8 protein-coding genes and 5 pseudogenes are annotated in these 13,126 nt (G+C 30.0%); 6 read left to right on the forward strand and 7 right to left on the reverse strand.

What is annotated here, in order from left to right; genetic code table 11:
* Nucleotides 1–77 precede the first annotated feature (77 nt).
* Nucleotides 78–1,475, reverse strand: a pseudogene (gene leuC, locus ACZ1HD_RS09575) (3-isopropylmalate dehydratase large subunit).
* Nucleotides 1,476–1,870: 395 nt separating this feature from the next.
* Here leuC and ACZ1HD_RS09580 point away from each other — a divergent pair.
* From ACZ1HD_RS09580 to ACZ1HD_RS09595, 4 genes are all read left to right on the forward strand, one after another.
* Entirely contained in the window at nucleotides 1,871–2,560 is a 690-nt protein-coding gene (locus ACZ1HD_RS09580) for a tetratricopeptide repeat protein (protein ID WP_472687308.1), read from the forward strand.
* Nucleotides 2,551–3,087 carry a YfiT family bacillithiol transferase gene (locus tag ACZ1HD_RS09585; RefSeq protein WP_472687309.1) on the forward strand — a complete coding sequence of 179 codons (537 nt, stop codon included), beginning with the start codon at nucleotides 2,551–2,553 and terminating at the stop codon, nucleotides 3,085–3,087. The genes ACZ1HD_RS09580 and ACZ1HD_RS09585 overlap by 10 nt, the downstream gene beginning before the upstream one ends.
* Before the next feature lie 65 nt (nucleotides 3,088–3,152).
* Nucleotides 3,153–3,614, forward strand: coding sequence for an Mpo1 family 2-hydroxy fatty acid dioxygenase (locus ACZ1HD_RS09590; RefSeq protein ID WP_077809514.1), 462 nt, complete (start codon nucleotides 3,153–3,155; stop codon nucleotides 3,612–3,614).
* 4 nt (nucleotides 3,615–3,618) lie between these two features.
* On the forward strand, nucleotides 3,619–3,960 hold the full coding sequence (locus ACZ1HD_RS09595) for a tRNA-binding protein (protein WP_472687310.1): 342 nt from the start codon (nucleotides 3,619–3,621) through the stop codon (nucleotides 3,958–3,960).
* 8 nt (nucleotides 3,961–3,968) lie between these two features.
* Here the strand turns inward: ACZ1HD_RS09595 and ACZ1HD_RS09600 are convergent, their stop codons facing one another.
* Together ACZ1HD_RS09600 and ACZ1HD_RS09605 are read right to left on the reverse strand one after the other, a co-directional pair.
* A complete protein-coding gene (locus ACZ1HD_RS09600) occupies nucleotides 3,969–4,127 on the reverse strand; it encodes a YqaE/Pmp3 family membrane protein (RefSeq protein WP_472687311.1) in 159 nt (52 codons plus the stop codon).
* Between the two features lie 122 nt (nucleotides 4,128–4,249).
* A pseudogene (locus ACZ1HD_RS09605) lies at nucleotides 4,250–6,747 on the reverse strand (M14 family metallopeptidase).
* A 198-nt stretch (nucleotides 6,748–6,945) separates the two neighbouring features.
* Between ACZ1HD_RS09605 and ACZ1HD_RS09610 the strand changes: the two are divergent.
* Nucleotides 6,946–8,789: pseudogene (locus ACZ1HD_RS09610) on the forward strand (PLP-dependent aminotransferase family protein).
* A gap of 51 nt (nucleotides 8,790–8,840) precedes the next feature.
* On the opposite strand, the gene ACZ1HD_RS09615 reads toward ACZ1HD_RS09610, so the two are convergent.
* Nucleotides 8,841–9,113 (reverse strand): winged helix-turn-helix transcriptional regulator, encoded by a 273-nt coding sequence (locus ACZ1HD_RS09615; RefSeq protein WP_472687312.1) that lies wholly within the window; start codon nucleotides 9,111–9,113, stop codon nucleotides 8,841–8,843.
* A gap of 158 nt (nucleotides 9,114–9,271) precedes the next feature.
* Here ACZ1HD_RS09615 and ACZ1HD_RS09620 point away from each other — a divergent pair.
* Nucleotides 9,272–9,785 (forward strand): annotated as a pseudogene (locus tag ACZ1HD_RS09620) (lactoylglutathione lyase family protein).
* Nucleotides 9,786–9,845: 60 nt separating this feature from the next.
* Here the strand turns inward: ACZ1HD_RS09620 and guaB are convergent.
* From guaB to ACZ1HD_RS09635, 3 genes and pseudogenes are all read right to left on the reverse strand, one after another.
* Nucleotides 9,846–11,318: pseudogene (gene guaB / locus ACZ1HD_RS09625) on the reverse strand (IMP dehydrogenase).
* A 67-nt stretch (nucleotides 11,319–11,385) separates the two neighbouring features.
* Nucleotides 11,386–11,610 (reverse strand): hypothetical protein, encoded by a 225-nt coding sequence (locus ACZ1HD_RS09630; RefSeq protein ID WP_472687313.1) that lies wholly within the window; start codon nucleotides 11,608–11,610, stop codon nucleotides 11,386–11,388.
* Nucleotides 11,558–13,081: a TonB-dependent receptor family protein gene (locus ACZ1HD_RS09635; RefSeq protein WP_472687314.1), complete on the reverse strand. Its 1,524-nt coding sequence runs from the start codon at nucleotides 13,079–13,081 to the stop codon at nucleotides 11,558–11,560. The genes ACZ1HD_RS09630 and ACZ1HD_RS09635 overlap by 53 nt, the downstream gene beginning before the upstream one ends.
* Nucleotides 13,082–13,126 lie beyond the last annotated feature (45 nt).

The following is a 13,126-nucleotide window of genomic DNA, read 5'->3' on the forward strand; positions in this document are numbered from 1 at the left end:
TTTTAGCCTTTAGCAGTTAGCTATTGGCAATAATTAATAATTTTAAGCTAATGGCTAACAGCCAAAAGCTATAGCTATTATGCTGTTAATAATGTTCTTGGATCTGTTACAACACCTTCTACTGCAGATGCTGCTGCAACTAATGGTGATGCTAATAAAGTTCTAGATCCAGGTCCTTGTCTACCTTCGAAGTTTCTGTTTGATGTTGAAACTGATAATTTTCCTGAAGGAATTTTATCATCATTCATCGCCAAACAAGCAGAACAACCAGGTTCTCTTAAAACAAAACCGGCATCATCTATAATTTTATCTAAACCTTCTTCTTTAATTTGATCTACAACTTTATGTGAACCTGGTACTAACCAAGCAGTAACATTCTCTGCTTTTTTCTTCCTTCTACAATAGAACAGAATGCTCTAAAATCTTCTATTCGACCGTTTGTACAAGATCCTAAGAAAACAAAATCTATTTCTTTACCTATCATTGCATCGCCTTCATTAAAAGACATGTACCCTAAAGATTTTTTATATGTTTCTACGCCACCTTCTACATTTTCTGCGTTTGGTATCGATTTTGTAACTCCCATTCCCATACCTGGGTTTGTACCATAAGTAATCATTGGTTCAATATCAGATGCTTCATAATTAAATTCAACATCAAACTCTGCTCCTTCTTCTGTATATAAAGTTTCCCAATATTTCATTGCTTTGTCCCAATCTGCTCCTTTTGGAGTTTGAGAACGTCCTTTGATATAATCGAACGTCTTTTGGTCCGGAGCAATCATACCACCACGTGCACCCATTTCAATAGATAAGTTACACACAGTCATTCGACCTTCCATAGTCATATCTTCAAAAACATCACCAGCATATTCTACAAAATAACCGGTAGCACCGAAGTAGTTTGTTTTGATATAATATATAAGGCAACATCTTTTGGCGTAACACCCAAACCTAACTTACCATTTACGTTAATACGCATTTTTTTAGGTTTTGGTTGCATAATACATTGTGTAGATAATACCATTTCTACTTCAGAAGTACCAATACCAAAAGCAATTGCACCAAAAGCACCATGCGTAGATGTATGCGAATCTCCACAAACAATAGTTGCTCCAGGCAAAGTAATTCCGTTTTCTGGACCAACAACATGCACAATTCCGTTATTTACATCACCTAAACCCCAGTGAGAAATACCATACTTTGCAGCATTTTTTTCTAAAGCATTTAATTGATTTGCAGATAAAGGATCTGCAACTGGTAAATGTTGATTTATTGTTGGTGTGTTATGATCTGCAGTTGCAAAAGTTCTCTCTGGATAAACTACACTGTTTCCTCTACTTTCTAATCCTAAGAAAGCTACAGGACTTGTAACTTCATGGATAAAATGACGATCTATAAAAAACATCTCGGTCCGTCTTTTACGCTACGTACCACATGTGAATCCCATACTTTGTCAAATAATGTTTTTGCCATTTTTTTCTTTGTTATATTCAAACTATAATCTACTCTCAAAAATATAGTATTCCTTAAATTAAAACCTTTAAAATAAAATAAAAGCATTATACCCAAATGTTAAAGTCTTTTTTAACTAATTAAAATTCAGTTATTTAAATCAAATTAAAATACGATGTCTAATATTTGAAAGTTTCTATCAATTATAATTATATAAAATAAATCCGAAGTGAAATATAAACAAACGGAATCATTTTTTACACCTTTAAAAATCAATAAATTAACTACATTTACCTTAAAATTATCTTTTAAAGCTATTTTACTATATTGGATATGTGAATTTTAAGAAAACTGATTATTGTTGTAACAATATCCTTCTTTGAATCGTCTTATCTCTAAAATTAACCAATTTAACCATGAAAAAATCTATATTAATTTTATTCTTACTTAGTTTATGTATCAGCTGCTCTTCTTCTAAAAACTCTGAAGAATTTGTAAATAAAGCAGAAGGTCGTTATCTTTTTAATGCCAACGAAGTTTTAGAAGTTTACTTTAAAGAACAAGAACTTTATGTAAAATGGAGAGGTAGAGATGATATTAAACCTTTAAAGGTTAGTGAAAAATCTTTCTATATGAAAGAGATGAATGAAAAAATGATTTTTATAACAGAACCTACTATTCAAATTAAATTAGCAGAAAAAACTGAACATAAAGGTGTAAAGTATCATTTTAAAAAAATGGCTGCAAATGAAAAAACTCCGCATGAATACTTTGCGAACAAAGAATACAAAAAAGCACTAGAAGGTTACTTAAAAATTAAAAAACAAGATTCTTTAAATCCTGTTATTAGAGAGTATGAAATAAACGGCATTGGCTATAGCTACCTTAGAGAAAAGGAATTTGAAAAAGCGATAGAGATTTTTAAAATTAATACCGTTTTACACAGCAATAGCTCTAATACATTTGATAGTTTGGCAGAAGCGTATTTATCTAATAAAGATACTACAAACGCAATTGTAAACTATAAAAAAGCACTATCAATTAATTCTGAAAATAAAGGTGCTTTAAGAAGCTTAAAAAAATTACGAAATAGTAAATGGATTTAGAAAAATTAAAATATCCGATAGGGAAAACAAAATTACCAACTTCTATTACTGATAAAGATTTAGAAGAATGGATTTCTGTTCTAGAAAGATTTCCGCATGAATTAGAATTTTTAACCAAAGATTTATCCGAAAATCAACTTGATACTCCATACAGAAAAGATGGCTGGACAGTTAGACAAGTAATACATCATTGTTATGATAGTCATCATAATTCTTACATACGTTTTAAATGGGCTTTAACAGAAGAAAATCCAGAAATTAAAGCTTATTTTGAAGAACGTTGGGCAGAATTACACGATACTAAATCTGCTCCAGTTTCTCTCTCTTTGGACGCCCTAAAAGCTTTACATGCAAAATGGGTTTATTTATTAAAAGGTTTATCTAAAAAAGAATTATTAAGAAAATTTACGCATCCAGCTAGTAAAGACGTAATAACGCTACAAGAAAATATAGGTATTTACGCGTGGCATTGTTTGCATCATTATGAGCATATAGAACAATTAATGTTAAGAGAAGGTTGGCAATAAAAAAATGTAATATTTCATTTCTATAAAAATAACTATATTACGAGTTCTAATTTTATAGAAAAACAATGAAAAATGCACAACAATGGTTTGATGAATACGCTGTAAGTCATCAAAATGAAACAAATCAAATGGTACATTATATTTGTGTGCCTTTAATATTTTTTAGTGTTATTGGTTTATTAATGAGTATACCAACAACTTTTTTAGAAAATACAATTGGCCTTTATAATCCTTTAATCGAAAATTGGGCAGTTGTAATTGGTTTGGTTATTTCTCTTTTTTATTTACAATTAGGATTTTGGTATTTTGTAGAAATGCTATTTGTAATTTTATTATCGGTTATTGGAAATTATTGGTTAGGAAATAATTTTAATCTATTATATGCATCAATAACCATATTTGTATTAGCTTGGATTGGACAGTTTTGGGGACATAAAGTTGAAGGTAAAAAACCTTCTTTTGCCAAAGATTTACAATTTTTATTAATTGGACCGTTATGGGTAATTCAAAAAATAGGTAAAAAATAAAAAAATGGAGAACAAAGAAATAACTTTTGAAGATTTTTTAAAAGTTGATATAAGAATAGGTACAATTATAGAAGTTAACGATTTTCCGAAAGCTAAAAAACCTGCATATCAACTTAAAATAGATTTTGGTGCTTTGGGTATAAAAAAATCTAGCGCTCAAATAACTGATTTATATACTAAGGAAGAACTTTTAAATAAACAAATTTCTGCAATTGTAAATTTTAAACCAAGACAGATTGCTAATTTTATGAGCGAAGTTTTAGTTATTGGTGTATATAATGTAGAAGGAAATGTTGTGCTTCTAAAACCTTCTAAAGAAATTAAAAACGGAGAGCAAATTTCTTAATTAAGTATTTATTTGTTTGGGTTATTTAAAATTACTAAAGCTCCTATAATTCCCGGAATCCAGCCGCAAAGCGTTAATAAAAAAATGATAAAGAAAGATCCACAACCTTTATCAATTACAGATAATGGCGGAAAAATAATAGCAAATAATACTCTAAAAAAACTCATAATACAATTTTGTTGGTTCTATAATTAAGACGATTACCAATTAAAATTGTTACATAAAAAAAGTGATAGAAAGTATAATAATTAAACTTTCTATCACTTTTTTATTTTATTATAAATGTAATTTACATTTTATCTCCAAAGAAAATAGCATTCATTAATAACTTATTAGTACCGTACCAAAATGCTCTAAAGTTAGTATTATCTGTAAATACAATTACTTTTCCTCTACCCATTCTTTGGGTTTTAAAAGGTATTGTTTTACCAATTACTTTGGCATTCTCTTTCGAAATATAACCACTTAATAACGGTTTGTTTGTATATTGAATTGGGTTGTTATAGCTATTTTTATCGGCTTTAATAAACATGGTCGAATTTCTGAATAAAGCTACTTTATCATTTTTATAACCAAAGTTAACCGGATGTGATCTATCTATATCCGCTTCAAAAATTGCACCACCAATTACTTGTGCACCAGATTTTAAACTACGGTTTTCAAACGTAACATTTTCTGCAGGTGCAACTTCAGCATTTACAAATTCTAAGTTGATAAATTTACTTCTAGCCAACCATCTTGCCGTGTTTTTGTAACCAATTAAAACACCACCGTTTCTAACCCAAACTTTTAATTTTTCTTCTGCACTTTTACCTAAATTATAACTACTTGGTATAATAATAGAAGTGTATTTAGAAATATCTACTCTATTAAATCCTCTCATATCTAATCGCGTTAAAGCAATATCGAATCTTTGATCTAATAAATGCCAAATTTCTCCGAATCATTTCCTGTTATTCCGTCGCCAACCAACATAGCAACTTTTTGCTTTTTAATGTTTCTAAAATTGTTACTTCCTAAGTCTATTCCTTCGTTTAAACCTGTTACAACACCATCCATAGAAATATTACTATTCTTAGCAACATTTTGTAAGAACACATATAATTCTGATGCATTTAAACTTTGATTTTGAACCGGAATAAATACCGTTCCGTAATCATAAGAAGTATTTCCGTTTGTAAAGTTTTTCATAGAAACTTTTGCACGAATTCCTTTTTGTAAAATTTCATTTAACGCTTTTGGTGCATAATATTCGTTCCATGGCATTAAATATCCATATTCACTTTTAGAAGAAACAACACCTTGCTTCATCTTTAAATTTGTTATTTCTTTTCCTGCTTTTGATAAAGAAATATTTTCTGCATAATCTACACCAAATGCATGATTAAATGTCCAAGCAGAAACATCATAAAACAAACTATCTGCAAAAGAAGTTCTAACATCAAACATTGCTTTTACCAATCTTTGATTTTTTTGATTCATTGGCACAACGTAACTGTAACCTTTTTTAAACTTCTTTCCGTTTTGTGTAAAATCAGATTTTACTTCGTGAATTTTTATTTTCTGATTCTTTAAAACTTCTGCTAAATGAAAACTTTTTGCAGCATCTTTTTCATCACCAAAAACAATCGCTTTATTACTACCGAATTTCTAGATTCTTTGTAAAAATCTTGCTGATATTTTAAAATTTTAACTCTCATTTTTCTACTTGCTTCTAAAGTAGATAATGCTGCAGTAAATTGGTTTCTAATAGTAAACGGAAACGTTAACACTCCGTTTATTGTTTCTTGAGCATGACCTCTAGAACTACCTTGTTCAAATAAAATACCAATACTACCATTAATGTCTCGGAAAAGTAGAACCTTTACCATAATAAAAATCGTCATAACTTTCTTCAGAATAATATAAAGAACCTATTTTATCTAAAGCTTTTGCATGATAAGAACCTATTTCTTTCGTTAATTCTTGATTTAATTTTGGTGTTAACGGGTTTGTTCTAGAAGGAACTCCTGGTTGAAAAAAGAAACTAGAATTACTTCCCATTTCATGATGATCTGTTAAAACATTTGGCAACCATTTATGAAAAGTAGCTATTCTTGCTTTACTTTCCGGCAATTGCACAGGCAACCAATCTCTATTCATATCAAACTGATAATGATTTGTTCTTCCTCTTGGCCAAATTTCTGAATATTCTCTGTCGTTTGGATCTGGATTTATATTTTTACTTCTGTTGGTATTTGCCCAATATGCAAAACGTTGCAATCCGTCAGGATTTAAAGAAGGGTCAAATAAAATTACCGTATTTTCTAGTAAATCGTCTATTTCACTTCCTTGTGCCGCAGCCAAATAATACGCAACTGCTAATGCAGCATTAGAACCACTTGCTTCGTTACCATGTATAGAAAAACCTTGATACACCACAATTTTATTATTGCTAACATCTACGTTACTATTGTTTGTAGCATCGATATGATTTTTTCTAATTTCTTCTAAATTTTGATGATTTTTAGGAGATGTAATTGTTAATAAATACAATTGTCTGTCTTCGTAAGTTTTACCTCTTTTCTCTATTGAAATTCTATCTGAAGAAGCCGCTAAAGCTTTCATGTATTCTGATAATTTATCATGAGTAATATGCCACTCTCCTACTTCATGACCAATTACTGATGCTGGCGTAGGTATTGCTGAATTATAAGAAACATCTTTAGGTAAATAATAAGATAAATCTACTTTTTGAGCAGAAACTGTTATTGAAATAAACAGGAAAAATAATATAATTTTTTTCATAAATTAAAAGTTGGTTATCTAACAAATATAAGGATTCGTTAATTTTAATGATATTCTTTAACAACTTATTAACTTCTTTTTAATAAAATGATTAAAACTGCAAATAATTGGTAAGTTTAATTGACGTAAATCGTCTTAATATTTTTAAAAAATAACGCAATTTAACGTAAATTGCAATCCTATTTTTAAGTGAAGATTATGCAAGACAATAAAACCATAAATTATATTAAAAGCGTAGTAAATAATATGCCTAGTAATTGGCTAAATTTAACAACGCATCGATTAGATATTTATAATGAAGAATTAGCTAAAACTCAGTTTTTAGAGCATTTCGAAAAACTATACGAAGCTAATAATTCAGAACAATCTGCTTTAGATCTTTTGCCAACGGCATACGATTATATTAGATTAGGACATCCTTTATCTTGTGTTTTAGAATGGTCTATTGCAAAGTTAAATAACCTAGACGCCTCGAATGTTATCAGTTTTTCATCTAAATCTGCACCCATTCTTGCCGTTTTAAGAAAGAATTTAATCGATCATAAAAACACAAGAATCTTATATACAGATAGTTTGCCTAAATCTTTTTCATCAGAAATGATAAAAACAGTTTACGGTTACACATTCGAAACTCAAAAAATTGAAGATTTAAATTCTATTTCTCCTTTTGATGGTAGCACTATTTTGGTTGCTTCAAATTCTGAAATTGGCGAATTAACAATGCATAAAAACATAGATTTTTATTTGAATCTTTACCAAGAGTTAGGAAGTATTTTAGCTGTTAACGGAACAGAGAATGAAGAATATATTTCCGAAATTCAGCATGTAAGAAGAAGAGAAACTGTTGCAATGACACCTGCAAACACCTTAAATGCTTTACAAATTTTAACTGATAATGTTAATATATCTGAAAAAAGTAAAGTAAATCTTAATGATAAAGCATCCGTTTTAGAAGAAATTAAAAGTATAACAGGTACAAATTTAAAACCTGTTGTTGGTTCTAGCGGTTTGTCTATTCAATATGCCATAATGATGGGATTAGTAGACAATGCTCTAGAAAATCATAAAGGAAAAGCTATTAAATTTATAGTACCACCAAATTGTTATGGTGGAACAAATGACCAAGCAAGACGTGTAGCTGCATGTTTAGATTTTGTAGAAGTTGTAGATTTACCGGTAGATGGTGATAATGATATGGTTAAAAGTATTCATACTGTTTTAAATAAGATTGCTAAACAAGATGCTGTACCTTATATTATTGCAGAAATACCTACAAATCCTAGAGTTGAAGTACCAGAATTATTAGCTTTAAAAGAAGTTTTAAGTAAAGAAAGAAAAACAGAAAATGGTTCTATTGCCGTTGATCCTGTATTTATATTAGACCAAACTTTTTGCCCAAATGTATTGTTTTTAGGTGAAGGAAAAATCTTATCTACTGTAAGAACAATTTCTTACGCAAGTGGTTCTAAATTTCCTAGCGGAGGAAAATGTACAGCAGGTTATTGTGTTGGTAATGATAAAACTGAAAACCTTATTGATAAAATTCATACTCATTTAGAATTATGTGATAATGAAGCTACAGCACATCAATATGAAATTTTGGCAAAGCAATTACCATCAATGAATCAAAGAATTGCTAATGCATACACAAACACTAGAGAATTTGTAAACTTTATTCAAGAAGTTTTACCGAAGCTAAAATTAATTTTGTTTCAGAAGAATTGGCTAAAGAAGGTTTTACACCGTCTGTGTTTTCTTTAGATTTACCAACAAAAGGTAATTCTGATGAAGAAAGAGAAGCTTACAAGAGAGCATTGAATTTAAAGTTGATAAATTTAATGATTACGGAAATTCCGGATGAAAGCAAATATTGTGTTAGTTACGGACAATTAAAAGGTTGTTATTGGACGATTCCTGCAACTTCTACACAAGGAACCACAAAAGAAGGTGACAAAGATTATATTGCACGTGTTGCCTTATCTGCAAACCTAAATTTAGAATTACATAAACAAGTTTTTCAAAAATTTGTAGATAGTATTTAAAAAAAGCTAATCGAAAAAAACAAAGCCTAAGAACTGATTCTTAGGCTTTTTTTATTTATAATTTTCTGTTCCCCAACGGTCTAAGCTTCTTAAAATATATTCTAAAGTTTTTCCTTTTTCGGTTAAAGCATATTCAACCTTTGGAGGAACAACAGGATATATTTTTCGAGTAATCAATTCGTCTTTTTCTAATTCTCTTACTGTTTGCGTAAACATTTTATTAGAAATACCTTCTATATGCTTTTGCAAAACACCGGACCTTAATCCTCCATCTAATAAATGGAATAACACCAACGGTTTCCATTTAGTACCTATTAAACTCATTGTATAATTTAGCGGACATTTCAATTTATTTTCAATCATAATTTAAAATTAAAAATCTAAAAATCAACATTTTACTACTTTTAGTAACTATACTACTTTTAGGTAAGTTATTGTCTATATGACAAATATAAACGAATTTTGCAACTTAAATTAACGACATGAAAGAAACAAAAAATTATCCGAAGTCATTTTCTCATATTGGTATTACTGTACCGAGATATAAATAAAGCTGTAGAATTTTATTCTGAAGTTATGGGTTGGTACGTTATAATGCAGCCATCAGAAATAAAAAAAGAAACAGAAACAGCTATTGGGCAAATGTGTATCGATGTTTTTGGTAACGATTGGACCTCTTTTGAGATTGCACATTTAGCAACCTCAGACGGAATTGGAGTTGAATTATTTTCTTTTCCTGACGGTATTAAAGAAGCACCAGAATTTAATCCATTTAATACAGGATTATTTCATTTTTGTGTTCAAGATCCTAATATCGAAGAATTGATAGAAAAAATTATTTCTTACGGAGGAAAACAACGAATGCCAATTAGAGAATACTATCCAAAAGACAAACCTTTTAAAATGTGTTATGTAGAAGATCCTTTCGGAATTGTGTTTGAAATTTACACACATAGTTACGAATTAACTTATTCTTCCGGAGCATATGCAGAGTAATCTAAAAGAAAAAAGCTCAAGATGTAAAGTCTTGAGCTTTTAATATATACTTTTTAAAAATTATCTTCTACTATAGTTAGGAGATTCTTTTGTAATTGCAACATCATGAGGATGACTTTCGTTAATTCCGCTTGCCGTAATTCTTACAAACTGACCAGTTTCTTTAAGAGTTTCGATATCTTTTGCACCACAATAACCCATACCAGCTCTTAAACCACCAACAAATTGATGAATACTTTCATCTAAATCTCCTTTATAAGGAACTCTACCTACAATTCCTTCGGCACAAGCTTTTTAATATCTGCTTCTACATCTTGAAAATATCTATCTTTAGAACCTTGTTTCATTGCTTCTACAGATCCCATACCTCTATAAGATTTAAACTTTCTACCTTCGTAAATAATAGTTTCTCCTGGAGATTCTTTTGTACCTGCTAATAAAGATCCTAACATTACACAATCTGCTCCTGCAGCAATCGCCTTAGGAATGTCTCCTGTATAACGAATTCCTCCATCTGCAATCACTGGTACACCGCTTCCTTTTATAGCTGCGGCAACTTCTAAAACTGCAGAAAACTGAGGAAACCAACACCAGCAACAACTCTCGTTGTACAGATAGAACCTGGGCCAATACCAACTTTTACAGCATCTGCACCTGCTTCTACTAAATATTTTGCAGCTGCACCCGTTGCAATATTACCCACAACTACATCTAATTCGGAAACTTATCTTTAACCTGTTTTAAAACAGTTACAACACCTTTTGTATGTCCATGGGCAGTATCAATAATAACTGCATCTACGCCAGCATTCACTAATGCTTCTGCTCTATCTACAGCATCACTTGTAACACCTAAAGCTGCAGCAACTCTTAATCTACCATAAGAGTCTTTATTTGCAATTGGTTTTTGCGTAACCTTAGTAATATCTCTAAAAGTAATTAATCCTTTTAATTTGTAATTTTCATCAACAATTAAAAGTTTTTCAATTTTATAATTTTGTAATATTTTTTCTGCATCGTTTAAAGAAGTACCAACATCTGCAGTAACCAAGTTTTCTCTTGTCATTACTTCAATAATTGGTCTTGTTGCATTGTGCTCGAAACGTAAATCTCTGTTGGTAACAATACCTTTTAAAATTCCGTTATCATCTACAATAGGAATACCACCAATGCTATGCTCTTTCATATGAGCTTTTGCATCTAAAACAGTAGCTGTTAAAGGTAAAGTTACAGGATCTAAAATCATACCAGATTCTGCTCTTTTTACTCTTCTAACTTCTTGCGCTTGCTGCTCGATAGTCATGTTTTTATGTAAAACACCAATACCACCTTCTCCGGCAATAGCAATTGCTAAGGCAGATTCTGTTACAGTATCCATAGCTGCAGAAGCTATTGGTACATTTATAGTAATATTTTTAGTGAATTTTGTTTGAATACTTACTTCTCTTGGAAGGACTTCTGAAAAAGCTGGAACTAATAAAACGTCATCATACGTTAAACCTTCTCCTAAAATTTTGTTGTTGTGTGCTGTCATGTTGCAATTAAGATATAATTGCGAGCAAATTTACAATTATTTATTGACTTTAAACCTATATTAAAGCTTAGAATTTTAATTCTAAACCTACGTAATAATTTCTTGGCGCTGATGTTATAATACCAGGCCCAGGATAACCTGTTGCTCTTCTTGTAAAATAAGCATTATCTAATAAATTATTTACCCCAGCTTCTAATTTTGCAAACTTGTATTTATAAGAAGTAGAAAAATCTAAAATACTATATGCTGGTATTTCTCCGGTTACACCACTTATACTTCCGCCGAGACGCATTTGTTGCATCAGAAAATTGTCTAGATAAATATGAATATTGCAAACTTGCTATAAAATTATTATATCCAAATTTAAATCCTGTTTTAATATTAACATTTGGTATAAATTCGACTTCATTACCAACTACACCATTTTTTTCTGATTTTGTATATTCTGATGTAATAAATGATGAATTTATAAAGTAATTAAAAACAAAGTTAGAATTCATTTGAAACAACTTTTTTAAATTAAAATCTACCAAACTTTCGATTCCTAAAATTCTAGCATCACCAATATTATCTCGTTCAGCTTTACCATCATCTCTTGTATAAATATTTATTCTATCATTGTAAAAAAGTCCGAAAATATTGGCATCGTAAGAAAAATAGTTTTTAAAATTACCTCTAAAACCTGCGTCAATAGTAAAACCTTTTTCATCTGTAATATCTGGCGATATTTCAAAAGCAGGATTTGCTGTACTGATATCAGAAAAAGTTACAGATCTATAGTTTTGAGAAATATTTCCATAAAATTCTAATGCTTTCGATTTTTTATAACTCGTACCAACACCTAACAAAAGAAAAGTCCTTTCATTTGTTTCTTTTTCTTCTCTAAGATTGTCGTTAATTACATTACCAGCGGCATCGGTTACAATGTCTTTTATGATTTCGTCTCTTTTTGTATTGATGTATTCGAATCTAACACCTGGTGTAACAGACCATTTATCATTTAAATACACAATATTTTCTCCGAATAATGAAACGTTTAAATTCGGAAATTTACTATCAGATTGACGCGGATAATTTGGATATTCGTTATTATAATATTCAAAATCTGCATCCGAATTATTAGAACCAGGACCTTGCATATTCGTATTATTGGCTTTGTAAAATTTTGAGCCAATTAAAAAAGTTGCCTTTTTATCAAACAAAGAGTATTTACTTAATAATCTAGTTTCAAAACCAAAGTTCTTAAAAGTTCCCTTAATTAAATCTCTTTCAGAACCAGGATCTACTTGGTTTACTCGATTTGTTCTAAAACCAATGGCGTCTCGAGAGGCATCTAATCCGAAGAAATTAAAAGAAAAATTAGTGTTGTCAGAAAATAAATGTTCCCATTTTAAATTATAAAGTAACCATTGTACCTGAAACCAATTACGGGCTCTATTACTTTGATAAGGATCTTCGTTAAACATAGCATCTGTTAAACCACCTGCTTGTTGCGCCAAATAATCTAAAACAGTTATTTCTAAAGAAAGTTTACTTTTTAAATTAAATTGATATCCTAAATGTAAAAACGCATTTTTAGATTCGAAATTAGAATTTGGTCTAAATCCGTCTCCTTTTTTGTAATTTATAAATGTGTAATAACTCCATTTACCTTGCGTATCACTTAAACTTGTAAAATTTGTAAACAAACCATTACTACCTATAGTATTTCTAAAAATAATTTCTTGGTTTATAGTTGGCTTTTTAGTGACAAAATTAACCAAACCACCAAATTGGGTTCCGTATTGTAAAGAAGCAGCACCCCTAAT

It is taken from the genome of Polaribacter sp. HA6-7 (assembly GCF_055693625.1).

Bases quoted from the DNA above. Each gene is read 5' to 3' on its own strand.
- ACZ1HD_RS09580 (WP_472687308.1), top strand. From the start codon at position 1,871: ATGAAAAAATCTATATTAATTTTATTCTTACTTAGTTTATGTATCAGC.
- ACZ1HD_RS09585 (WP_472687309.1), top strand. From the start codon at position 2,551: ATGGATTTAGAAAAATTAAAATATCCGATAGGGAAAACAAAATTACCA.
- ACZ1HD_RS09590 (WP_077809514.1), top strand. From the start codon at position 3,153: ATGAAAAATGCACAACAATGGTTTGATGAATACGCTGTAAGTCATCAA.
- ACZ1HD_RS09595 (WP_472687310.1), top strand. From the start codon at position 3,619: ATGGAGAACAAAGAAATAACTTTTGAAGATTTTTTAAAAGTTGATATA.
- ACZ1HD_RS09600 (WP_472687311.1), bottom strand. From the start codon at position 4,127: ATGAGTTTTTTTAGAGTATTATTTGCTATTATTTTTCCGCCATTATCT.
- ACZ1HD_RS09615 (WP_472687312.1), bottom strand. From the start codon at position 9,113: ATGAGTTTAATAGGTACTAAATGGAAACCGTTGGTGTTATTCCATTTA.
- ACZ1HD_RS09630 (WP_472687313.1), bottom strand. From the start codon at position 11,610: ATGCGTCTCGGCGGAAGTATAAGTGGTGTAACCGGAGAAATACCAGCA.